At 72.5% G+C, this 23,034-nt stretch carries 21 protein-coding genes; 13 read left to right on the top strand and 8 right to left on the bottom strand.

Going from position 1 to position 23,034, the window contains the following annotated elements; all coding sequences use genetic code 11:
* The first annotated feature begins 19 nt into the window (after window positions 1-19).
* On the top strand, window positions 20-1,231 hold the full coding sequence (locus PS271_RS06890; protein ID WP_398381009.1) for a cytochrome P450: 1,212 nt from the start codon (window positions 20-22) through the stop codon (window positions 1,229-1,231).
* A gap of 61 nt (window positions 1,232-1,292) precedes the next feature.
* Here PS271_RS06890 and PS271_RS06895 read toward each other — a convergent pair whose 3' ends face one another.
* Complete coding sequence (locus tag PS271_RS06895) at window positions 1,293-2,096, bottom strand: site-2 protease family protein (RefSeq protein ID WP_398381011.1); 804 nt, start codon at window positions 2,094-2,096, stop codon at window positions 1,293-1,295.
* A gap of 113 nt (window positions 2,097-2,209) precedes the next feature.
* Here PS271_RS06895 and PS271_RS06900 point away from each other — a divergent pair, with 113 nt between their 5' ends.
* Window positions 2,210-5,806 carry an AfsR/SARP family transcriptional regulator gene (locus PS271_RS06900; protein ID WP_398381013.1) on the top strand — a complete coding sequence of 1,199 codons (3,597 nt, stop codon included), beginning with the start codon at window positions 2,210-2,212 and terminating at the stop codon, window positions 5,804-5,806.
* 30 nt (window positions 5,807-5,836) lie between these two features.
* Here PS271_RS06900 and PS271_RS06905 read toward each other — a convergent pair whose 3' ends face one another.
* From PS271_RS06905 to panB, 3 genes are all read right to left on the bottom strand, one after another.
* A complete protein-coding gene (locus tag PS271_RS06905) occupies window positions 5,837-6,661 on the bottom strand; it encodes an ABC transporter permease (RefSeq protein WP_356276163.1) in 825 nt (274 codons plus the stop codon).
* The gene (locus PS271_RS06910; RefSeq protein ID WP_398381016.1) at window positions 6,658-7,692 is read right to left on the bottom strand and encodes an ATP-binding cassette domain-containing protein; all 1,035 of its coding nucleotides are present in this window, start codon (window positions 7,690-7,692) and stop codon (window positions 6,658-6,660) included. The genes PS271_RS06905 and PS271_RS06910 overlap by 4 nt, the downstream gene beginning before the upstream one ends.
* Window positions 7,693-8,019: 327 nt before the next feature.
* On the bottom strand, window positions 8,020-8,910 hold the full coding sequence (panB, locus tag PS271_RS06915) for a 3-methyl-2-oxobutanoate hydroxymethyltransferase (RefSeq protein WP_398381018.1): 891 nt from the start codon (window positions 8,908-8,910) through the stop codon (window positions 8,020-8,022).
* A gap of 202 nt (window positions 8,911-9,112) precedes the next feature.
* On the opposite strand from panB, the gene PS271_RS06920 reads away from it, so the two are divergent.
* The 6 genes from PS271_RS06920 (at window position 9,113) to PS271_RS06945 (ending at window position 15,409) form a co-directional block, all read left to right on the top strand.
* Complete coding sequence (locus PS271_RS06920; RefSeq protein WP_398381020.1) at window positions 9,113-10,744, top strand: DHA2 family efflux MFS transporter permease subunit; 1,632 nt, start codon at window positions 9,113-9,115, stop codon at window positions 10,742-10,744.
* Window positions 10,741-11,385 carry a TetR/AcrR family transcriptional regulator gene (locus PS271_RS06925; protein ID WP_398381022.1) on the top strand — a complete coding sequence of 215 codons (645 nt, stop codon included), beginning with the start codon at window positions 10,741-10,743 and terminating at the stop codon, window positions 11,383-11,385. Before PS271_RS06920 ends, PS271_RS06925 begins: the two co-directional genes overlap by 4 nt.
* 347 nt (window positions 11,386-11,732) lie before the next feature.
* Window positions 11,733-12,668, top strand: a complete 936-nt coding sequence (locus tag PS271_RS06930; protein ID WP_398386711.1) for an endonuclease/exonuclease/phosphatase family protein — start codon at window positions 11,733-11,735, stop codon at window positions 12,666-12,668.
* 125 nt (window positions 12,669-12,793) lie between these two features.
* The gene (locus PS271_RS06935) at window positions 12,794-14,011 is read left to right on the top strand and encodes an MFS transporter (protein ID WP_398381024.1); all 1,218 of its coding nucleotides are present in this window, start codon (window positions 12,794-12,796) and stop codon (window positions 14,009-14,011) included.
* A 142-nt stretch (window positions 14,012-14,153) separates the two neighbouring features.
* Window positions 14,154-14,792, top strand: a complete 639-nt coding sequence (locus PS271_RS06940) for a ClpP family protease (RefSeq protein WP_398381026.1) — start codon at window positions 14,154-14,156, stop codon at window positions 14,790-14,792.
* Between the two features lie 11 nt (window positions 14,793-14,803).
* On the top strand, window positions 14,804-15,409 hold the full coding sequence (locus PS271_RS06945; protein ID WP_398381028.1) for a ClpP family protease: 606 nt from the start codon (window positions 14,804-14,806) through the stop codon (window positions 15,407-15,409).
* A gap of 48 nt (window positions 15,410-15,457) precedes the next feature.
* Here PS271_RS06945 and PS271_RS06950 read toward each other — a convergent pair whose 3' ends face one another.
* The 3 genes from PS271_RS06950 to PS271_RS06960 all read right to left on the bottom strand — a co-directional run bounded on the left by PS271_RS06950 (window position 15,458) and on the right by PS271_RS06960 (window position 17,323).
* Entirely contained in the window at window positions 15,458-15,877 is a 420-nt protein-coding gene (locus tag PS271_RS06950) for a helix-turn-helix domain-containing protein (protein ID WP_398381030.1), read from the bottom strand.
* Between the two features lie 457 nt (window positions 15,878-16,334).
* Window positions 16,335-16,520, bottom strand: a complete 186-nt coding sequence (locus tag PS271_RS06955; RefSeq protein ID WP_398381032.1) for a DUF397 domain-containing protein — start codon at window positions 16,518-16,520, stop codon at window positions 16,335-16,337.
* Window positions 16,517-17,323 (bottom strand): Scr1 family TA system antitoxin-like transcriptional regulator, encoded by an 807-nt coding sequence (locus tag PS271_RS06960; protein ID WP_398381034.1) that lies wholly within the window; start codon window positions 17,321-17,323, stop codon window positions 16,517-16,519. The genes PS271_RS06955 and PS271_RS06960 overlap by 4 nt, the downstream gene beginning before the upstream one ends.
* Window positions 17,324-17,622: 299 nt before the next feature.
* Between PS271_RS06960 and PS271_RS06965 the strand changes: the two genes are divergently transcribed.
* From PS271_RS06965 to PS271_RS06975, 3 genes are all read left to right on the top strand, one after another.
* A complete protein-coding gene (locus PS271_RS06965) occupies window positions 17,623-18,615 on the top strand; it encodes a hypothetical protein (protein WP_398381036.1) in 993 nt (330 codons plus the stop codon).
* Window positions 18,616-18,920: 305 nt separating this feature from the next.
* On the top strand, window positions 18,921-19,556 hold the full coding sequence (locus PS271_RS06970; RefSeq protein ID WP_120754363.1) for a hypothetical protein: 636 nt from the start codon (window positions 18,921-18,923) through the stop codon (window positions 19,554-19,556).
* A gap of 69 nt (window positions 19,557-19,625) precedes the next feature.
* A complete protein-coding gene (locus tag PS271_RS06975; protein WP_398381039.1) occupies window positions 19,626-20,960 on the top strand; it encodes an MFS transporter in 1,335 nt (444 codons plus the stop codon).
* A gap of 93 nt (window positions 20,961-21,053) precedes the next feature.
* On the opposite strand, the gene PS271_RS06980 is transcribed toward PS271_RS06975, so the two are convergent.
* Complete coding sequence (locus PS271_RS06980; protein WP_398381040.1) at window positions 21,054-21,293, bottom strand: hypothetical protein; 240 nt, start codon at window positions 21,291-21,293, stop codon at window positions 21,054-21,056.
* A 68-nt stretch (window positions 21,294-21,361) separates the two neighbouring features.
* On the opposite strand from PS271_RS06980, the gene map reads away from it, so the two are divergent.
* Both map and PS271_RS06990 read left to right on the top strand, forming a co-directional pair.
* Window positions 21,362-22,219, top strand: a complete 858-nt coding sequence (gene map, locus PS271_RS06985) for a type I methionyl aminopeptidase (protein ID WP_120754365.1) — start codon at window positions 21,362-21,364, stop codon at window positions 22,217-22,219.
* A gap of 135 nt (window positions 22,220-22,354) precedes the next feature.
* Window positions 22,355-23,029: a biliverdin-producing heme oxygenase gene (locus PS271_RS06990; protein WP_398381042.1), complete on the top strand. Its 675-nt coding sequence runs from the start codon at window positions 22,355-22,357 to the stop codon at window positions 23,027-23,029.
* The last annotated feature ends 5 nt before the right edge of the window (window positions 23,030-23,034 follow it).

Raw genomic sequence — 23,034 nt, forward strand, 5'->3', positions numbered from 1 at the left:
ACCGCAACCGGAGGACTCCATGGAACGCGCACTGCCCGCCCAGGACGCGGCGACGCTGCCGACGGCCCGTCCCGCGGGCTGCCCCTTCGACCCGCCCGCCGAGCTGGCGGGGCTGCGCGAGCAGCAGCCGCTGAAGCGGATGCGCTACCCGGACGGCCACCTGGGCTGGCTCGCCACCGGCTACGCCACGGTCCGCACGATCATGGCCGACCCCCGCTTCAGCGCGCGCTACGAGCTCATGCACTACCCGCTCCCCGGCGGGCCCGAGGGCACCCTGCCGTCCGCGCCGGTCGGCGACATGACCGGGATCGACGCCCCCGAGCACACCCGCTACCGCAGGCTGCTCGCCGGAAAGTTCACCGTCCGCCGGATGGACGCGCTCACCGCGCGCCTGGAGGAGATCACCACGGCGCAGCTGGACGCCATGGAGAAGCGGGGAGGCCCGCTGGACCTGGTCGAGGCGTTCGCGCAGCCCGTGCCCGCGCTGATGATCTGTGAGCTGCTCGGAGTGCCGTACGCGGACCGGGAGGTGTTCCAGCGGCACACGGCGACGCTGATGGACCAGGACCGCTCCATGGAGGAACTGCACGCGGCGCTGACCGGGCTGCACGCGTACATCGGGACGCTGGTGGCCGCCAAGCGCGCCGCGCCCACGGACGACCTGCTCAGCGACCTGACCGCGACCGACCTCACGGACGAGGAGCTCACCGGCCTCGGCGCCTTCCTGCTGGGCGCCGGCCTCGACACCACCGCGAACATGCTCGCGCACGGCACCTTCGCCCTGCTGGGCAACCCGGACCAGCTCGCCGCCCTGCGCGCCGACCCCGGCCTCGCCGACGGGGCCGTCGAGGAGCTGATGCGCTACCTCACCGTCGCCCACACCACTGTGCGGTCGGCGCTGGAGGACGTCGAGGTGGACGGCCTGCTGATCAGGGCCGGCGAAACGGTCACCCTGTCCCTCCAGGCCGCGAACCGCGACCCGGAGCGCTTCCCCGGCCCCGACGCGCTCGACCTGAGCCGCAGGGCGATAGGGCAGCTGGGCTTCGGCCACGGCGTCCACCAGTGCCTGGGCCAGCAGCTGGCCCGCGTCGAGATGCGGGTCGCCTTCCCGGCGCTCTTCGCCCGCTTCCCGTCGCTGCGGCTGGCCGTCCCGGCCGAGCAGGTGCCGCTGCGCCACCACGCGAACATCTACGGGGTGCACAGCCTCCCGGTCACCTGGGACGCCGCTTAGCCGCGGCTCCAAGGACTCAAAGGGCTCAGGAGACTCAGAAGGCTCAGAAGGCTCAGAAGGCTCAGAAGATGATGCCCGACAGCGGCGGGATGTCCGGCGTCCCCTGCCAGAAGCGGAACAGCTCCCGGCCCCAGTACGTGTCCCACGGCGTGACGTCGAGGGACCGCAGCACCGCGTCGATCATGTCGAAGAACGCGTGGTTGACCTCGGGGATCCACAGGAAGCCGAAGACGGCCAGTATCCCGAACGGGGCGAACGGCTCCACCTGGCGCCGCACCTTGTACGACAGCCACGGCTCGACGACCCCGTAGCCGTCCAGGCCGGGCACGGGCAGGAAGTTGAGGATCGCGGCCGTCACCTGGAGCTGGGCCATGAAGCCGAGGGCGTAGCGGAAGTGGTCCGGCACGCCGTCCATGGCGCCCAGCCAGAAGGGGGCCGTGACGACCACGGCGAACGCGGCGTTCGTCAGCGGGCCCGCGGCCGAGATCAGGCTGTGCTTCCAGCGGCCGCGGATGCGGTGGTTCTCGATGAAGACCGCGCCGCCGGGCAAGCCGATCCCGCCCATGATCACGAAGATGACCGGCAGCACGATGCTCAGCACGGCGTGCGTGTACTTCAGGGGATTCAGCGTCAGGTAGCCCTTGGCGCCGACCGTGAGGTCGCCGCCGTACAGGGCCGTGCGCGCGTGCGCGTACTCGTGCAGGCACAGCGACACGATCCAGCCCGAGACGACGAACAGGAAGACGGCGAAGCCCGGGCTCGCCGAGTAGTCCGTCCACACCGCCCATATGGAGACCGCCATGATGGCGACGAGGGCGAGGAAGACGGGGCTCACGCGCCGTTCGCCGCGGGTCGCTGTCGACATACCTGTGCTCCTGTGGGTGGGGCCGTGACGTACCGGGAGGTACCGGGGTGACGGTACTTGCTCCACCCCTCCTGCCCGTAACCCGGCCGGGCGGGACGGGAGAGAATGGGCGGGTGCGCTACTGCATCCTCGGCACCACCCAGGCCCACTCCGGCGACGGCCGGGCAGCCGCCCTCGGCGGCGCCCGGCTGCGCGCCCTCCTCGCCGCGCTCGCGCTCCACCCGGGGCGCGTCCGCACCGCCGAGGCGCTGATCGGCGCCGTCTGGGAGGACGAGCCGCCCGCCGACGCGGCGGGCGCGCTCCAGGCCCTCGTCGGCCGGCTCCGCCGGGCCATCGGGCACGACGCCGTGGCCTCGGCCGCCGGCGGCTACCGGCTCTGCGCCGGGCCCGAGGACGTCGACCTGCACCGCTTCCTGCGCCTGGCCGACGAAGGGGCCCGGGCCCTGGCCGACGGCGACCCCGCCAAGGCCGCCGACCTGCTGGACACCGGGCTGGCCCTGTGGCGCGGGCCCGTCCTCGCCGACCTGCCGGGCCGGGCGGCGCTCGCCGTACGGTACGAGGCCCGCCGCCTGGACGCGCGGCGCACGCGGCTCGCGGCCGCGGTCGCCCTCGGCGATGCGGAGCAGATCCTTCCGGAGCTTGCGGCGCTGTGCGGCGAGCATCCGCTGGACGAGCCGCTGCACGCCGTCCGGCTGCGCGCCCTGCGCGCGGCGGGGCGCCCGGCGGAAGCCCTCGCCGCCTACGCCGGCCTCGCCCGCGACCTCGCCGACCGCCTCGGTACGGACCCGGGCCCGGAGCTCCGGGCGCTCCACGCGGAGCTGCTGTCGCCCGAGCCGCTGCCCGCGCCTTCCCGGCAGGGCAAGGCGCCCGGGCCGGAGGTGGTGCACGGCGCCCCGGGGTCGTACGGCACGCCGTACGGGGCCGGCGCGGGACCGCGCCCGGAAGCCGCCGGCGGCGCCGCGGCTCCGCAGGGCGCTCCGCCTGCGGCGGCCGGAGCCCCTGTCTCCCCCCGCGCTACAGGCGCGGACGGCGCCTCCGCGCCCTCCGCCTTCGGCCTCGCGCCCGCCCCGCACGGCGCAGCCTCCCGTGGCGCCGCGCCTCTCGCCCCGGGCGTCACGCCCGCCCACCCCGGCAACCTCCGGGCGCGGCTGACCTCCTTCGTCGGGCGGGAGGACGACATCGCCTCCCTCGGCGCCGACCTGCGGACGCAGCGCCTGGTCACCCTCCTCGGCCCCGGCGGGGCCGGGAAGACGCGGCTGTCGCAGGAGGCCGCCGAGGCCGCCGCCGCGGACGGGGGCGGCTGGCCGGACGGGGTGTGGCTCGCCGAGCTCGCGCCCGTCGACGACCCGGCCACCGTGCCCGAGGCCGTGCTGACCGCGCTCGGCGGCCGCGAGACCGTGGTGCGGACCACCGCCGACGGACTGCGGGCCGCGAGCGACTCCTCCGCGAGCGACCCGCTGGCGCGGCTCGCCGAGCACTGCGCGCCGCGCCGCATGCTGCTCGTCCTCGACAACTGCGAGCACGTGATCGACGCCGCCGCCCGCGTCGCCGAGACGCTCCTCGCGCACTGCCCGGCCGTCACGGTGCTCGCCACCAGCCGGGAGCCGCTGGGCGTGCCCGGCGAGGCCGTACGGCCCGTGGAGCCGCTGCCCGACACCATGGCCCTGCGGCTGCTGGCCGACCGCGGTGCCGCGGCCCGGCCGGGCTTCCGCACCGAGGACGACCCGGAGGCCTGCGCCGAGATCTGCCGGCGGCTGGACGGCCTCCCGCTGGCGATCGAGCTCGCGGCCGCCCGGCTGCGGATGCTCAGCCCGCGCACCCTCGCCGACCGCCTGGACGACCGCTTCCGGCTGCTGACCTCCGGCAGCCGCACCGTACTGCCGCGCCAGCAGACGCTGCGCGCGGTCGTCGACTGGTCCTGGGACCTGCTGACCGGCCCCGAGAAGGCCGTCCTGCGCCGCCTGTCCGTCTTCTCCGGCGGCTGCGACCTGACCGCCGCGGAGGAGGTCTGCTCGGACGGCCCGGACGGCGCCCCGGCGGGCCCCGGCGCCGCCCCCGCCCGCGACGTCGCCGCCCTCCTCGGCTCGCTCGTCGACAAGTCGCTGGTGGTCGCCGCGCCCGCGGCCGGCGGCGAGATGCGCTACCGGCTGCTGGAGACCGTCGGGGAGTACGCCGCCGAGCGCCTGGACGAGGCGGGCGAGCGCGCCGCCACCGAGCACCGCCACCTCGTCGCGTACCGCGAGCTGGCCCGCACCGCCGACCCGCTCCTGCGCGGCCCCGCCCAGGGCGTGTGGCTGGAGCGCCTGGAGCTGGAGCACGACAACCTGCGCACGGCCCTGCGCCGCGCCGTCGCGGCGCGGGACGAGCAGGAGGCGCTGTGCCTGGTGCTGTCCCTGTGCTGGTTCTGGCAGCTGCGGGACCACCGGGCGGACGGCATGCACTGGGCGGAGGCGGTGGGGGCGCTGGGCCCCGACCCCTTCGCCGAGCCGGTGGCCCCGGCCCCGCCGCTGCACGTGTCGTGCATCGAACAGCCGCCGCCGATGCCGCCCGAGCTGCTGGCGGAGGCCCGGCGCGGCGTCCATCTGATGCGCCTGATCAGCATCAACGACATGGCCGAAATGCGCTTGCCGGAGACGCAGGACCGGATGCGCAGCATCGTCGCCGCCTACGCCGGCAACCCGCCGCAGGTCTGCCGCGCGCCGGGCTTCATCGTCTTCTACGCCACGATCATGACCGGTGACTTCGGGGCGCTGCACCGGACCCTGGACGGCATAGTGGAGCGCTGCCGCGAGCTCGGCTACGACTGGGAGCTCGCGCACGCCCTGCAACTGCGCTCGAAGATAATCAACGACCACCCCGACGGCCTGGACCGGGCCACGGCGGACGCGGAGGAGGGCATCCGGATCTTCCGGCGGCTCGGGGACGCGTGGGGCGTGGCGGAGGGGCTGACGTGCCTGGGCGAGGTGCACGAGCGGCGCGGGCAGTTCGCGCTGGCCGCCGAGGACTACCGGGAGGCCGTCGAGCAGGTCCGCGAGATCGGCTCGACCGGCCAGCTCCCGGCGCTGCGGGCGCGGCTCGCGGGGGCCCTGGTCGAAGCGGGCGTGGTCGGTGACGACGAGGGCGAGCAGATGCTGCGCGACGCCATCGCCGAGGCGGAGGCGGGCAACACGGACTCCGCGATCTTCGGCCGGCTCCAGCTCGGCGTCCGGGTCGCCCGCGACGGCCGGACGGCCGAGGCCCGGGAGATCTTCGAGCAGCTGGTGACCGAGTTCGGCATCCGCTCGGTGGTGATGTTCGAGAGCCTGATGTGCGGCCAGATGGCCTGGCTGGACACGCTGGAGGGCAAGCCCGCGGACGCCCTGCCCAGGCTGCGGACGGCGCTGTCGAGGGCCCGCGACCCGCTGTCGATGCTGGCCGTGCCGCAACTGCCGATGACGCACCTGCTGTTCGCCGCCTCCGCCCACGCCGGGCTGGCCGGCGGGGAGCTCACGGATCCGGCGGCCCGGGAGGAGCACGCCCTGACGGCCGCCAGGCTGATGGGCGCCGCCGACGCCCTGCGCCCCGGCGACCTGCCGTCGTCCGTGGAGCGCGAGGTCCGCGAGGCCACGGAGGCCGCGGTGCGGGCCGCCCTCGGCGAGGACCGGGTCTACGAGCACGCGTACGCCGAGGGCGGCGGCCTCTCCCTGGAGGAGGCCACCGCCCTCGTATGACGCGTCCGACGCCTGCGCTGCCGGCCCGGCTCAGGTCTTCTTGCGGAACTTCGAGACGGCCAGGGGCGCGGTCACGAGCGTGATGGCGACGGCCCAGGCCAGCGTCATCCACACCGAGTGGGCGACGGGCCCGCCGCGCATCAGGTGGCGTGCGGCGTCGGCGAGGTTGGACAGCGGGTTGTACTTGGTGAAGCCCTCCAGCCAGCCGGGCATCTTCGCGGTCGGCGCGAAGATCGAGCTGCCGAACTGGAGCGGCATCAGGACGAGCATCGCGATGCCCTGGACGGCCTGCGGCGTCTTCAGGGACAGGCCCAGCAGGATGAAGACCCACATCAGCGAGGCGCCGAACACCACGGACAGGACGACCGCGGCCAGCAGGTGCAGCGGGGTGGTCGTGATGGACAGGCCGAGGGCGAAGCCCATGCCCAGCAGGATGGCGGTGGCGATGAGCATCCGGCCGATCTCGACCACGATCTTCGCGATGAGGACGGAGGACCGGGCTATCGGCATGGTGCGGAAGCGGTCCATCACCCCCTTCTTGAAGTCGTCGTTGACGCCGGTGCCGACGGCCATGGCGATGTTCATGCCCTGCATGGCCATCAGGCCGGGCACCAGGTAGTTGAGGTACTCCTTCTCGTGGCCCTTGCCGGCCATCGAGCCGCCGAAGACATACGTGAAGAGCAGGATGAAGATGATCGGCATGATCACGGCGTCGAACATCGACTCCGGGTCGGCCTTGATCTGGAGCATGTTGCGGCGCGCGAGGGCGCCGATGTGCCGCAGGTTGGCCCGCAGGCCGATGCGGCCCTCGCGGGCGGGCGCCGCCGCGGGCGCGCTGAGCGTAGCCGCGCTCATGCGGCGACCTCCTGGAGTGCGTCGGTGTCGGCGGCGTCCTGCTGCGGGACGGACGCCTTCTGGCCGGTGACGGCGAGGAAGACCTCGTCGAGGCTCGGCAGGTGGGTGGAGATGCCGGAGATCGCGAAGCCGCGCGAGCCCAGCAGGGCGACGACGGCCGTCAGCTGCTCGTCGCTGATGATCGGGACGTTGACGACGCCCTCGGCCTCGTCGGCGGTGGCGCCGGAGATCCCGTCGAGCTGGGCGTGGGCCAGCGCGCCGACCATGCGGTGCAACTCGCCGCGGTCCGCCGGGCGGATCTGCAGGGTGCGGCCGCCGACCTTCGCCTTCAGCTCGTCCACCCGGCCGCCCGCGATGACCTGGCCGCGGTCGATGACCGTGAGCTCGCTGGCCAGCTGCTCCGCCTCCTCCATGTACTGCGTGGTGAGGAGGACGGTGGAGCCCTCGGCGACCATCCGCTGGACCTCTTCCCACACCTCGTTGCGGGTGCGGGGGTCGAGGCCGGTGGTGGGCTCGTCCAGGTAGAGCACGGCCGGGCGGCCGATCATGGAGGCGGCCAGGTCCAGCCGGCGGCGCATGCCGCCGGAGTACTGCCCGGCGGGGCGCTTGGCGGCCTCGGTGAGGGAGAAGCGCTCCAGCATCTCCTCGCCGCGGCGGCGGGCGTCCTTGCGGGACAGGTCCAGCAGCCGGCCGATCATGTACAGGTTCTCGAAGCCGGACAGCTTCTCGTCCACCGAGGCGTACTGGCCGGTCAGGCCGATCACCCGGCGCAGCTGCCGGGGCTGGGCCACCACGTCGTACCCCGCGACGCGGGCGGTGCCCGCGTCGGGCCGGAGCAGGGTGGACAGGCAGCGCACGAGCGTGGTCTTGCCGGCGCCATTGGGCCCGAGAACGCCGAGGACGGTGCCCTCGCGGACGTCCAGGTCGACTCCGTCGAGCGCCTTGGTGGCGCCGAAGTGCTTGACGAGGCCGCGGACTTCGACGGCGTTGCCGCCGCTGCCCGCCCCCCGTGTGGTGTCGTTTCGCGTCATGCCCACCACAGTGCCAGGGGCCACTGACATCGCACCGACAGAGCGCCGACACCGCCTGTCGGCGACCTTGTCGGCGCCCTGTCGGGGGGCCGCACGCCCTCGGGGCTGCCGCAGCGGTGCGAGGCGCCTCGCACACTCTCCTCCGCCGCAGCGGCGAGCAATTGGCGCGGCGGATACCGGCGGTGCCGGACCGGCCTGCAAGCCGGGCACGGCACCGCCGGACAGCGTCATGGGGGCTGAGCACCGCTGCGGCGGAAGGGATCGTGCGGCCCCGCGCCGCGGCGGGGAAGGGTGTGCGAGGCACGCTGAGGGGGCGGGGCCCCACGCCTAGTGGAACGCGTGCTCCGGGGCCGGGTACGCGCCGTCGACCACGTCCTCCGCGAAGGCGCGGGCCGCGCCGCCCAGGACCTCGCGCAGCTGGGCGTACTGCTTGACGAAGCGCGGGACGCGGCCCGGCGTCATGCCGGCCATGTCCGTCCACACCAGCACCTGCGCGTCGCACTCCGCGCCCGCGCCGATGCCGACGGTCGGGATGTGCAGCGTGCGCGTGACCTCGGCGGCCAGCTCGGCCGGGACGAGCTCCAGGACGACGGAGAACGCGCCCGCGTCCTGCACGGCCTTGGCGTCGCGCAGCAGCTGCTGCGCGGCCTCCTCGCCGCGCCCCTGCACGGGGTAGCCGCCGAAGGCGTTGACGGACTGGGGGGTGAGGCCGATGTGGGCCATCACCGGGATGCCGGCCTCGACCAGCAGCTTGATCTGCTCGGCGGACCGCTCGCCGCCCTCCAGCTTGATCGCGCCCGCGCCCGTCTCCTTGATCAGCCGCGTGGCGCTGCGCAGCGCCTGGACGGGGCCTTCCTGGTACGAGCCGAAGGGCAGGTCGGCGACGATCAGGGCGCGCTTGGTGCCGCGTACGACGGCGGCGGAGAGGACGGCTATCTCGTCCATGGTGACGGGCACGGTGGACTCGTAGCCGAGGTGGCAGTTGCCCATGGAGTCGCCGACGAGGAGGACGGGGATGCCGGCCTCGTCGAACACGGAGGCGGTCATCGCGTCGTAGGCGGTGAGCATGGGCCACTTCTCGCCGCGCGCCTTCGCGGCGGCGATGTCGCGGACGGTGATGCGGCGGGAGCTCGTGCCCCCGTACAGCGCCTTGGGGTCGCGGCTGCTGTCGGCGCTACCGGGGCTGCCGGGGCCGTTCTGGGCAGGCGTCGTCGTCATGGCGGTGTGCTCCTGTGATGTGTCGTCTCGAGGCGCCCTGACGGCGTCCCCGGATCGCTTCCATGCTGACACGCCGCCCGCGGCCGGGAAAGGGCGGGGAAGGGCAAGGGGCCCACGATCCGCACACCTGTTCGTCGGCTCCGGGTAAAGGTTTTCCAATACGAGACGGACCCGTATCGAAAAAAGATCTAGGCTGGTCGGCATGGCAACCGATCCCTCCGGCGCCGCCCCCGCCGCCCCGCCCCGGAGAGTCCCCGAGGCGGTCCACCGCAGACGCTGGGCGATCCTGGCCGTCCTGCTGCTCAGCCTGCTCATCGTGGTGCTGGACAACTCGATCCTGAACGTGGCGATGAAGACGATCGCCACCCCCGCCCCCACGGGCCTCGGTGCCACCCAGAGCGAGCTCGAGTGGGCCATAAACTCCTACACCCTCGTCTTCGCCGGGATCCTGTTCACGGCGGGCGTGCTGGGTGACCGGCTCGGCCGCAAGAAGGTCCTGCTCTTCGGCATGGCCGTCTTCGGCACGGGGTCGGTGCTGTCGGCGTTCGCCGGCTCGCCCCACGAGCTGATCGCCTTCCGCGCGGTCATGGGCTTCGGCGGCGCGTTCGTCATGCCCGCCACGCTCGCCATCATCGTGAACGTCTTCGAGCGCGAGGAGCAGCCCAAGGCCATCGGCATCTGGGCGGGCGCCGTCGGCCTGGCCGTGGCGATAGGCCCGATCACGGGCGGCATCCTGCTCGACCACTTCTGGTGGGGCTCGGTCTTCCTCGTGAACGTGCCCATCGTGATCACCGCCGTGATCGCGATGTCCCTGCTCGTCCCCGACTCCAAGGACCCCCGGCCCGGCCGCCTGGACCCGCTCGGCGTGGTGTTCTCCGTCGCGGGCCTGGTCCTGCTGGTCTACGGCATCATCAAGGGCGGCCAGCTCGCCGACTTCACCGACCCCGAGGTCTACGGCACGGTCTGCGGCGGCCTGCTCGTCCTGGCCCTGTTCGTCCTGCACGAGCGGCGCTCCCGGCACCCCGCGCTCGACGTGCGCTGGTTCCGCAACCGGGCCTTCTCCGCCGCCGTCTCCGCCATCGCGCTGGTCTTCTTCGCCCTCATGGGCGTCACGTTCTTCACCGTCTTCTACACGCAGAGCGTGCGGGGCTTCACCCCGCTCCAGAGCGGGCTGCTGATGCTCCCGCTGGCGGCGGCCCACATGTTCTTCGCCGTCCGCGTCCGCCGCGTGGTCGCGAAGCTCGGCGTGCGCGTCGTCTGCACGGGCGGCATGGTGCTGGTCGCCGCGACCATGGCCGGTTTCCTGCTGCTCGACCGGGACACCCCGGTGTGGGTGCTGGAGGTGCTGCTGTTCTTCCAGGGCGCCTCGATGGCGCACATCATGCCGCCCGCCACCGTCTCGATCATGCAGTCGCTGCCGCGCGACAAGGCCGGTTCGGGCTCGGCCGTGAACAACACCTTCCGGCAGCTCGGCGGGGCGCTCGGCATCGCCGTGCTCGGCTCCGTGCTGTCCACGACGTACCGCGACGGGATCTCCGCCCGGCTCGACGCCCTGCCCGGCCTGAGCGAGGAGGCCCGGCACGCGGCGGGCGAGTCCATCGCGGCCACGCTGAACACCGCGGCCCGGCTCGGCCCGCAGGGCAAGGCGCTCATCGGCCCCGCCAACGACGCCTTCATCCACGCCATGCACGTCACGGTCCTGTGCGCGAGCGCGTCGGCGCTGCTCGGCGCGGTCGTGGTGGGGCTGTTCCTGCCCAAGCGGGGGGCGATGCGCCCGCCGGCGGGAGCCGCGCGGCCGGACGGCCACAAGGAGCAGGCGGGGGCGGGAGCGTGACGAAGACAGCGGCAGCGGCCGCAGTACCGGCCCCGGCCCCGGCCGCCCCGCCCGGGACCGCCGAGCGGCGCGGGCGGCCCCGTAACGCCGCCGTCGACAGCGCCGTCATCGAAACCGTCCTGCGCCTCATCGAGGACGGCGTCCCCCTCGGCGAGCTGTCGGTGGAGCGCATCGCGCGCGAGGCCGGCGTCGGCAAGGCCACGGTCTACCGCCGCTGGGCCGGCAAGGAGGCGCTGATGCTCGACGTCATGCGCTCCCTGGAGCACACCGCCCCCGAGCTCGCCGGGCAGTCCGTACGCGACGACCTCGTCACGCTGCTGGAGACGCTGCGCCGGCGCGGGCTGGCCAAGCGCTCCTCCGCCGTCCTGCGGACGGTCCTCGCGCAGGTCAAGGCCCATCCCGAGCTCTGGCAGGAGTACCACGAGAAGGTCGTCAGGGTCCGCCGCGAGGCCGTGCACGCCGTGCTGCGGCGCGGCATGGCCACCGGTGAGGTCCGCCCCGACCTGGACGTCGAGCTGATGGGCGACCTCGTCGTCAGCCCCATGCTGTCGCGGGCCATGTTCCACGACCGGGCGGAGCTGCCGGAGGACCTCCCCGGGAAGATCGTCGACGCGGTGCTGGAGGGAATCCGCCCGCGCTGACGCCGGCGGGCGGGGGGGGGGTGCCGCCCCGGCGGGGCGGTCCGCTGATCCCGCCGGCGCGGATCTCCCGCTGATTATGCCCGTTCTGTCACAGCACGCCCCGCGGGCCCCCGGGCCGGAACCCCGGTCCGCCGGGCCGTCGTCCTCCCCTGCGACACCCCCTCCAGGGGCGTCGGGCAGGAAGCGGAAGCGGCGCATGCCGCACCCACTCGGTGATCACCTATCGTCTGGTGGGCGGGGCCGCAGCGATGAAGAGTTGAGGACGACGGATGGCGCAGGCGTACATGCAGGAGACGGGCCGAGACGGGACCGGTCCGGAGCGGACCGGATCCGGGGCCCGGCGCCTCATGGACCAGTGGCGGGACCGCGGCGTCTGGCGGCGCGGCATCGTCCTCGCCGTCATCGCCGTCCTGCTGGGGCTGCTGACGCTCCTGCACACCCAGCTCCCCAACAAGATCGGCAACCTCGGCAGCCTGACCGAGACGTTCCTGCCCTGGCTCGGCCTCGCGGTGCCGGTCCTGTTCGTCCTCGCGCTCGTGCGCCGCTCGGCGACCGCGCTGGTCGCGCTGCTGCTCCCCATCGTCACCTGGGTGAACCTCTTCGGCGGCCTGCTGAGCGACAAGTCCGCCAAGGGCGGCAACTTCACGGTCGCCACGCACAACGTGAACGCCGAGAACCCGAACCCCGCCGCGACCGCACGGGCCGTCGCCGCCTCCGGCGCCGACGTGGTGGCCCTGGAGGAGCTCACCAACACCTCGCGCTACGAGAAGGCGCTGGAGGGCACGTACAAGTACCACTCCGTGCAGGGCACGGTCGGCATATGGAGCAAGTACCCGCTGGAGCTGGTCCAGCCCGTCGACATCCGGCTCGGCTGGGTGCGGGCCCTGCGCGCCACCGTCCGCACGCCCCAGGGGCCGGTGGCCGTGTACGTCGCGCACCTGCCGTCGGTGCGCGTGAAGTTCAACGCCGGCTTCACCGCCGGGCAGCGCGACCGCAGCGCGGAGGCGCTCGGCCGGGCCATCGCCCAGGAGCCGGAGAAGCGCGTCGTCCTCCTCGGTGACCTCAACGGCACCATGAACGACCGCTCCCTCGCCCCCGTCACCTCGCAGCTGCGGTCCGCGCAGGGCGCCGCGGGCGACGGCTTCGGCTTCAGCTGGCCGGCGAGCTTCCCGATGGCCCGGATCGACCAGATCATGGTGCGCGGGATGGACCCCGTCTCGGCGTGGACGCTCCCGAAGACGCCGAGCGACCACCTGCCGGTGGCGGCGCGGGTCAAGCTCTGAGCGGCCGCGGCAGGTGAGCTGCTGAGAGGGGCCGGGCGAGCGGTCGCACGGGGCAGCGGGAGAGGCCGAAGCCATCCCGTAGGCTGGAGAGCTTGCCCCCGCACCCTCGTTCGAAAGGCCTCCTCATGCCCCTGGCGCTGCTGGCGCTCGCCGTCTCGGCCTTCGGCATAGGGACGACCGAGTTCGTGATGATGGGCCTCCTGCCCAACGTCGCCGGCGACCTGGGGACCTCCGTCCCCACCGCCGGCTACCTCGTCTCCGCCTACGCCCTCGGCGTCGTCTTCGGCGCCCCGCTGCTCACCGCCCTCGGCTCGCGCATCCCCCGCAAGCGGATGCTCATCCTGCTCATGGGCGTCTTCACCCTCGGGAACCTCGCCTCGGCGCTCGCCCCCACCTTCGGCACGCTCATCGCGGGCCGGGTCCTGGCCGGGCTGCCGCACGGCGCGTTCTTCGGCGTGGGCTCCGTCGTCGCCGCCCGCCTCGCGGGCGAGGGGCGGCAGGCGCGGGCCGTCGCCATGATGTTCCTCGGCCTGACCGTCGCCAACATCGTCGGCGTCCCGGCCGCGACGCTGCTGGGCCAGCACCTGGGGTGGCGCGCCACGTTCCTCGTCGTGGCCGGCATCGGCCTCGCCGCCATGGCCGCCCTCGCCCGGCTGATCCCCGACCTGCCGCACGAGCAGGGCGCGGGCCTGGGCCGCGAGCTGCGCGCGCTCGGCGGCCGCCAGGTGCTGCTCGGCCTGCTGACCACCGTCTTCGGCTTCGCCGGCGTCTTCGCCGTCTACAGCTACCTGTCGGCGATGGCCGTCGAGGTCACCGGCTTCTCGGAGACCTCGGTGACGTTCGTCCTGGCCCTCTTCGGCACCGGCATGACCCTGGGCGTCCTCGCCGCGGGCCCGCTGACCGACCGGGCACTGCGCCCCACGCTGTACGGGGCCCTGGCCGGGCTCGCGGCGGTCCTGGTGCTCTTCGACTTCACCGTGCACGTGAAGTGGGCCGCCATGGCGACCGTGGTCCTGATCGGAGCCGCCGGCTCCATGACCAGCACCCCCTTGCAGATGCTGATCATGAACAAGGCCAAGTCCGCCCCCACCCTCGCCGCCGCCTCCAACCACTCCGCGTTCAACCTCGCGAACGCGGGCGGCGCGTGGCTCGGCGGCGTCGCCATCGCCGCGGGCTGGGGCTGGACCTCCCCCACCCTCGTCGGCGCGGCCCTCGCCGCGGCGGGCCTGCTGTGCGCGGTGGTCTCGGGGGCACTGGACCGCGACGGCGGCGAGCGGTCGCGGGTGGTCGCGTCGGGCGACGCCGAGCGGGAACGGGACACGGCCCCGGACCGGGTGGGATAGGCGTAGGGGCCCAGGGACCTCGCTCTGCCGTCGGCGAATCTGCCGGGGGCAGAGAAAGCTGTCGGGGCGGTGCCGGCGGCCGGAGAGTGGTGACACCACCACGACCACGCCGCCCTCAGGCGCCGTCCGGCCAGGAGGCCCGATGTCCCCTCTCGCTCCCGCACCCCGCGCCGCCGCCGAAGGCGACCCGTCCCCCACCCGCTTCGACGACCACCTCGCCTCGCTGCTCCTCACGCAGCGCATCGTCGTCCTGGGCACGGAGGTCAACGAGGTCTCCGCCAACCGTGTCTGCGCGCAGCTGCTCCTCCTCTCCGCCGAGGACCCCCGTACGGACATCGCCCTCTACATCAACAGCCCCGGCGGCTCCGTCACGGCCGGGCTCGCGATCTACGACACGATGCGGCTCATCCCCAACGACGTCTCCACCCTCGCCATGGGATTCGCCGCCAGCATGGGCCAGTTCCTCCTCACGGTGGGCACGGCGGGCAAGCGCTACGCCCTGCCGAACGCGCGCATCATGATGCACCAGCCGTCCGCCGGCATCGGCGGCACCGCCGCCGACATCGCCATCCAGGCGGAGAACCTCGAGTTCACGAAGAAGGCCGTCGAGCGCATCACCGCCGAACACACCGGCCAGTCCCAGGAGACCATCTCCCGCGACGGCGACCGCGACCGCTGGTTCACGGCGCAGCAGGCGAAGGGCTACGGAATGATCGACCGCGTCGTGGAGTCCCTGGAGGACGTACGCCCGGCCGGCACCAAGCGACGCATCGGACTCTGAGGACCCCCGCCATGAGCCAGTACACGATCCCCACCGTCGTCGAGCGCACCCCCAACGGGGAGCGGGCCTACGACGTCTACAGCCGGCTGCTCTCCGAGCGCATCATCTTCCTCGGCACCGAGATCGACGACGGCGTCGCCAACGTCGTCATCGCCCAGCTCCTGCACCTCGAATCCTCCAGCCCGGAAACCGAGATCGCCCTTTACATCAACTCGCCGGGCGGGTCCTTCACTTCCCTCATGGCCATCTACGACACGATGACGTTCGTCCGCGCCCCCATATCGACGTTCTGCGTCGGTCAGGCGGCGTCAACCGCGGCCGTCCTGCTCGCCGGAGGCGACCCGGGGCGGCGCTTCGTCCTCGAACACTCGCGGATCCTGCTCGGCCAGCCCGCGAGCCGCGGCCAGCAGGGCACGGTCTCGGACCTCACCCTCCAGGCCAAGGAGATGCTCCGCATCCGCTCGGAGGTGGAAGAGGTCCTGTCGCGGCACACGGGGCATGATGTCGCGTCCCTCAGGGCGGACATGGACCGCGACAAGATCTTCACGGCGGAGGAGGCGGTGGCGTACGGGCTCGCCGACGAGGTTCTGAGCAGGCGGGTTCTGACCCCCGCCTGAGCAGACAGGGCGGTGGGCGGCCGCGCTACGGGGGTGGGCGGCCGCCGATCAGGCCGCGAGGCGCACTTCGCCTCGGCGTGCGGGCGCGGCGGCCTGCCTGATCTGCTGGACCGGCTGCACCCTGACGGGTTGTCCGGGGGTGTACGTGCGGCTGGCCAGGCGGATGAGCTCCTTCTGCACCAGCAGGAGGAGCTCGACGAGGCTCAGTCCGAGCGCCGCGGCGGCGGCCGCGAGCACTTCGGACGACGCCTCCTTGCGCCCGCGCTCCACCTCGGAGAGGTACGGCATGGAGATCCGCCCGGCGTCGGCCACGTCCTTGAGCGTCCGCTTCTGCGCCAGCCGCTCGCGCCGCAGCACGTCCCCGAGGACGTCGCGCCAGAGGGGCTCCCGGGTGGGGGGCGCCCCGGCGGGGCGCAGGGGGATCACGTGGGCGGTGGCCGCGGCTGTCTTTGACGCTTGGGTGGTCACCACTTCAGCCTAGAACGACGGCGGCGGTTCGGGGGTGTTGAGGCATTCCGCCGCCCGCGAAATCGGGATGGGTCGAGGCCAAGACAGGCCGGCAGCAGGGGGAGGGGTGCGGGGCGCCCCTGAGGGGGAGCGCGCTGCTGCCGCTCTCGGGTCACTTGTACGCCGCGCAGCCCGGCCCCGCCGGTTGATTTCCGCGCCAAGAGGGCGCTAACCCCCACCACCCGCACCCGGCCGCTCAGCCACGACGGCGAACAAGTGAGTGGAACGCCCACGACGGGAGAAACCACATCGCGGCAGCAGCCCGCTCCCCATCAGCCCAGGCTGATGGGGAGGTCTCCTCACGCAGCCGCATCCGTGACGGCAGGAGTACGGCGGCCAGCCACCCACCGGGCGTCGGACACCCGACGTGGCCAAGCCCCCACCCCTCCCCCTGCTGCCAGCCTGTTCTGACCCGCAGTCAAACCACGGATGCAAAGGCAACGAACTGGGCCCACACGACGTTCGGAACGGCCAGCGCGGGGCCCTTCGGGCGCTTCGAGTCCCTTATGTGGACGGTGCGGGGTGATGACGCGGCGACCTCGACGCATTCGCCCGCCGCACCACCGCTGTAACTCGACTTGAGCCATATGAGTTCGGTGCTCATAGTTCCTCTGCCAGCTTCCTGATGAATCGTACGGTTTCCTCGGGGCTGAGCGCATGGCGAGCGATCATTGCATGCCGCTGGATGAGGGCAGCGACTTTCTCCGGGTTCGAGTGCATCGAACTGGTCGTCTGCCCTTCCTCGTAGGCGAAGTGCTCGTGCTCGCGCGTCTCCGCCAGCACGAATGCCCCGTCAAGCCCCGGGTGCGACGCGTTAAAGGTCACGGCCTGGACGACGATGTTTCGCCGCGCGCCCATCTCCAGCAAGTGCAGGAGCTGCCTCTTGTGCGCCTGGGGGGAGCCGAGCGTATTGCGCAGCGCAGGCTCCCCGATGAGGAACGTGAATGCCTTGGTCTGCGTGGCGAGGATCGCTTGTCGATCCAGTCGGGCCTTAACTCGCTCCTCGATCGTCGCGTCGTCCACCGGCGGCCAATGCGTGTTGAACAGCGTGCGCATGGTCTCCTCCGTCTGGAGCAGGCCTGGAATGAGCAGAGGCTGAAAGTTGTGAAGGGCGACGGCCTCGGACTCATGGCGTACGAAGTCCCGGACGTAGGGGGCCATTCGGTCCGGCTGCAGGTAGTCCTGCGTCGCGAGCAGCTTTCCCCGCGCTCCGCACATCTCGTCCGCCACCCGGAGCAGCTGCGGCGTCGGCTTCCGACGCCCCTGCTCCATCGACTTCACCGCCTCCTCCCCGTACCCCGCCTCGCGCCCCAGTTCTTCACGGGAGACGCCCGCCTCCATGCGCCACAGCTTGACCTGGTTCCCGCAGAGCCGCCACGCCATCGGCGGCTGAGAAAGCACACTCACGGTTCCCCGTCCCTTCCCGTACCTCGTCCGTATCAACGGACGCTACGGCGGACAAGGCCCGTACAGGCCGGGTTCGAACCCGCATCCCACGTGTGAGTGAACGACGGCACGAGGAAGCACGCTGTGGCATACTGCCGAGACGCCTTCGTGGAGGCGGCAGGCTGAAACTCCGGCCCGGCAATACGGAGTTGCCAAGAGGACTCCTCGCAGTCCCCACGACTCGAACGCGCACGATGTTGGACATGTAGACGTATCTCTGCCGAGCTGTGCCGGGCTCCAGCCGCACCGGAGGTATCGGCATGCCCAGCTCTAACGCGAAGTCCAAGATCGCGCATCTCTGCTCATCCCTCACCGGGTGGCGGCAGAGTGACTGCGCACAGTGGGCCAAGGCGCGTCGGATCACGCGTTGCTCACCTGTACCTGATGCCGGCTCCGGTCGGCAGCAGCAGTTTGAATCCCGCATTCTTCAGGCCGTCGCCAACGCCTTCCAAGACCGACAGCTGATGACGGAGAAGCGGGATCTCGAGATCCCGGGACGACCTGACGAGACGCTCCGGCTCCCGGTCGGAGTAGGCGCGGTGTACGGCGTGCTCCGCGCCCGCCCCACAGCCAAGAGCCTCTCCCTCCATCTGCACCCCCGCATGGCCGGCGCGTGGCTGGGCGAGGTTCTGCCGCACCGTGACGACGCGGGCGGAGTGCTCGGCGTCGAGGGGCTCCGCCCGCGCCCCAGCGCATTCGGCACGGAACTGATCGACCTCGCCGGCGAGGGGCGGGTGATCCTGCAGGGCATCGACTACTGGTCCATCGAATCGATATTGCCCGAGTGGCAGCGAGCGGCATCGGTTCCCTGGCGGGCATCGCCCGGTTCCTTGACAGGCGCCGGGCGCGAAGGATGGCGGCATGATGAGACCGTCGCCGCTCGGTGGCGCGACTTCACGCGCGCGACGGACATCTTGAACAGCAGGCTGCTCCGGAGGCCAGGCCTGGTCAATCGTGTTGCCGTCCATGGATTCGTCAACACCTACCGGTCCCTGGACGGCAACATGGTGTTCGAGTGGTGCTGTGGCATCAGCAAGGACGCTTTCAAGGCCGACCTCCTGACCAGCGGGCTTTGGGCTCCTCCTCACCAGCCACCGCACGAGCGGGAACCACTGGACGACTTTCCCTCTTTCGACCACGCAAAGGTGACTCTCCGCTGGTCGCCGAGGTGCTTCATGCCCGTAGGAACACTGCCGAGCATTCAGGAGCGTTTGGCAGCCCTCTACGCCTCGGACAACCGGAGCGCACGGTGACCACGGTGATCCTGCTCGTGGCATCCGCCCCGGTGGCGGTCGAGCTGGCCAGGACGTGCCGCATCGCACTGCTGCTGTGCGCGCTGCGAAGGCTCGTAAGGCGATGCTCGGGGAGTGAGCACGACGAGCTGTGCCGTGAGCTCGCGATGGGGCTCCTGAGTGTGGTGGCCGACAGTGCGGCTGCCGGGCGGTCCGTCCGGCGTACCCGCCGTGGACCACGGGCGTGACGCCGCCGTCCGCGCTCATATGGGTGAGAACCCCCGTAACCCGCCCGCCCGAGCCGCCGCCTGCGGAACGCTCGGCGTATGGACGCCGTACGGGTCGCACTGCTGAGGGAAGTGCTCGCCGGGACCGAGTGGTTGCAGGACACGCGCCGGTTCGCCGGGGCGTTGCGGGCCTCGGTGGCGCGGCGGCACGGGGGGCTGTTGCTGGTGGGGACGGAGGGGTACGAGCCGTGGCACCTGGCGGCGCACCTGGATGACGAGGCGGCGTGGTCGGGGCTGCCGGAGTTGTCGCCGACGCTGGTGCGGCACCGGGTGCCGCCGGGAGTTCCCGCGCACCTGTCCGTCGGCCTGGGCAGGCTGGAGGCGGCGCGGCGGGGCGAGACGCTGCTGGTGGTGACCGCGGACGAGCCCGGGGACGGGCTGCTGGAGCGGGTGCACGACGCCCGGCGGGGCGGGGCGACCGTGCTGTCGCTGGACGGGGCGCCCGCGGAGGCCGGGGCGGAGCTGCGGGCGCTCGCGCACGATCAGCTCGCGGTGCCCCCGCCCGCGCCGTGTTCGACGCGGACGGAGCTGGATCTCGACACCGTGCAGCACCTGGTCAGCGCGGCCGCCGGGGAGAACGGGCTGCCCGCGCCGCGCGGCGGGCGGCGGCGGTTCCGGGACCGGCTGGCGCGGCTCGCCGATCAGCTGGCGGCGCCGCCTCCGCCGCGCTGGTAGCCCTCCGGCCCTGGGAGAGCGGCAAAAAGCGTTCGCTGCGGATCCTCCGCTTATGGACCATGGTCTCCCGTGACTGCGCAAGACCCCCCTTCTCCCCCCACGCCCTCCACGCCCTCTTCCCGGCGGCTCCGTGCCCTGCTGCCCGACCTGACGCCCTGGCACTCCTCCCGCGACTTCCGCCGCATGTGGGTGGCGGGTCTCGTCACCGTCTTCGGTACGTTCCTGACGTTCATCGCCGTGCCGCTCCAGCTCAAGGAGCTGACGGGGTCCGCTCTGGCCGTCGGTGCGGTCGGGGTGGTCGAGCTGGTCCCGCTGGTGGTCTTCGGGCTCTACGGCGGCGCGCTCGCCGACGCCGTCGACCGGCGCAAGCTGATCCTGTGGACGGAGGCCGGTCTCGGCGTCCTCTCCGCGCTCCTGCTCCTCAACACGCTCCTGCCGCACCCGATGATCTGGCCCCTGTACGTGGTGGCGGCGCTGGTCAGCGCGCTGAGCGGGTTGCAGCGGCCGGCGATGCAGGCGATCGTGCCGCGCGTCGTCGCACACGAGCAGCTGCCCGCGGCGATCGCTCTGAACTCGATTCGCTGGCAGGTCGGCGCCATCGCCGGCCCGTCCCTGGCGGGTGTGCTCATCGCGTTCGCGGGCCTGCAGTGGGCGTACGCGCTGGATGTCGTCTCGTACGCGGTCTCCGCCCTGCTGCTCTTCGGGCTCGCTCCGTCCCCGGCCGCGCGCGAGGCCGACAAGCCGTCGTTGCGCGGCATCTGGGAGGGCGCGCAGTACGCGTGGAGCCGCAAGGAGTTGCTCGGCACGTACGTGATCGACATGGCGGCGATGCTGTTCGCGTTCCCCACGGCGATCTTCCCCTTCCTCGCCGACGACCTGGACGCGCCGTGGGCGCTGGGCCTGATGTACGCGGCGGGCGCGGTGGGCTCCCTGGTGGTGAGCCTGACCAGCGGCTGGGCGTCGCGGGTGCACCGGCACGGCCGGATGGTCGTCTACGCGGCGCTGGGCTGGGGCGCGGCCATGGCCGTCGCGGGCCGGCTGGGCAACGTGTGGCTGGTGCTGCTGTTCCTGGCGGTGGCGGGCGGCTGCGACATGGTGAGCGGCCTGTTCCGGTCGGCGATCTGGGACCAGACGATCCCGGACGAGCTCCGGGGGCGGCTCGCCGGGATCGAGATGCTCTCGTACTCGATCGGCCCGCAGCTGGGCCAGGTCCGCGCGGGCGGCATGGCGTCCCTGACGAACGTGCGGGCCTCGGTGTGGGCCGGCGGGCTGGCGTGCGTGGCGTCGGTGGGGCTGCTGGCCGCGTCGCTGCCGAAGCTGATGTCGTACGACCAGCGGACGGACGAGCATGCGGTCCGCATGCGGCGGCTTAAGGCCGCGGAGGCGGTGGCTGAGGCGGCTTAGGCACCGCCGGACACGCCGGTGGGGGCTTGGCGCCGTCGCGGCGGAAGAAAGTGCTGGGGCTTCGCCCCGGGGCCCCGCCGCGACAGCGCACCCTCAGCCCGCCTTCGGGCCCTCCCCGCCCTCGGCGGCATCGTCGTTCCAGCGCGGATCCTTCCGCCATTCCTCGTTCCGCTCGCGCGCCGTCTCCATCGCGTGGGACGCTTCCTCGCGCGTGCCGTACGGGCCCAGCCGGTCCGCGGCGCGGCACTCCGGGCCCTCCTCGACCGTGCCGTGCTTCAGGCAGTAGTACCACTCGCCCGGCTTGCCCTCCGGGCGCTTCTTGAACAGGGCCATCGGGATCTCCCTCACATCCGTTCTCTCGCCCACATGCTCCCCGATGGGCCCTGGCTACACTCGCTGACATGTCTGGCCAGTCGCTTCTCACGCCGGGGACCCTGTCCCCCACCCGCCCCGTCCCCGCCTCCATCGCGCGGCCCGAGTACGTCGGGAAGGCGGCGCCCACCCCGTACTCCGGCCCGGAGGTCCAGGACGCGGAGACGATCGAGCGGATGCGCGTCGCGGGGCGCATCGCCGCGCGGGCGATGGAGGAGGCGGCCAAGCTGATCGCCCCGGGCGTGACGACGGACGAGCTGGACCGCGTCGCGCACGAGTACATGTGCGACCACGGCGCCTACCCCTCCACGCTCGGCTACCGCGGTTTCCCGAAGTCGCTGTGCGCGTCGATCAACGAGGTCATCTGCCACGGCATCCCCGACTCGACCGTCATGCGCGACGGCGACATCGTGAACCTGGACGTCACGGCGTACATCGGCGGCGTGCACGGCGACAACAACGCCACTTACCTGTGCGGTGACGTGGACGAGGAGTCGCGCCTGCTGGTCGAGCGGACGCAGGAGGCGCTGAACCGCGCGATCAAGGCGGTCAAGCCGGGCCGCCGGATCAACATCATCGGCCGGGTCATCGAGTCGTACGCCAAGCGCTTCGGCTACGGCGTCGTCCGCGACTTCACGGGTCACGGCATCAATTCGTCCTTCCACTCCGGCCTGATCGTCCCGCACTACGACAGCCCGCACCACGACACCCTGATCCAGCCCGGCATGACGTTCACGATCGAGCCGATGCTGACGCTCGGGACGTACGAGTACGACATGTGGGAGGACGGCTGGACGGTCGTCACGAAGGACCGGAAGCGGACGGCGCAGTTCGAGCACACGCTGGTGGTGACGGACACGGGCGCGGAGGTCCTCACTCTTCCGTAGGCCCTGCGGGGCGGGCGTCCGGGCGCTAACGTTTTACCGACGGACCGTCGGGAAGTCATTGACTTAGGTAAGCCTAAGTAGCAGGATGGCTTCCCGTCGCCACGCCCGTCCCCTCGGCCATCCCGGAGGTCCGCCTTGGACGTGTCCGCCAGCACCGCCGCCAGCACGCCGTTCTCCACGCTGATCCGCAACGCCTCGCACGAGCAGCACACGGAGGCGGAGAACTCCACGTTCATGAGCGACATGCTCGGCGGCCGCCTCGGCGTCGACGCCTACCGCCGCTACACCGAGCAGCTCTGGTTCGTCTACCGCGCCCTGGAGTCGGCCTCCGCGGCCCTCGCGGAGGACCCCGTGGCCGGGCCCTTCCTCCTCCCCGCCCTGGCCCGCACCGCGGAGCTGGAGCGCGATCTGGCGCACCTCGGCGGCCCGGACTGGCGCGGCGGTCTCACGCCCCTGCCCGCGACGGCGCGGTACGCGGCCCGGATCGAGGAGTGCGCGCGCGACTGGCCCGCGGGCTACGTCGCCCACCACTACACGCGCTATCTGGGCGACCTCTCCGGCGGCCAGATCATCCGCGGCACCGCCGAGAAGACGTGGGGCTTCGCCCGCAAGGGCGACGGCGTGCGGTTCTACGTCTTCGAGGCCATAGCCAACCCGGCCGCCTTCAAGCGCGAGTACCGCGAGCTGCTGGACGCCCTGCCGGTGGACGACCTGGAGAAGCAGCGCGTGGTGGACGAGTGCAAGCGCGCCTTCGCGCTGAACACGGCGGTCTTCCAGGAGCTGGGGCGGGAGTTCCCGCTGAGCGCCTGACCGGA

It is taken from the genome of Streptomyces sp. SCA2-17, from assembly GCF_044336695.1.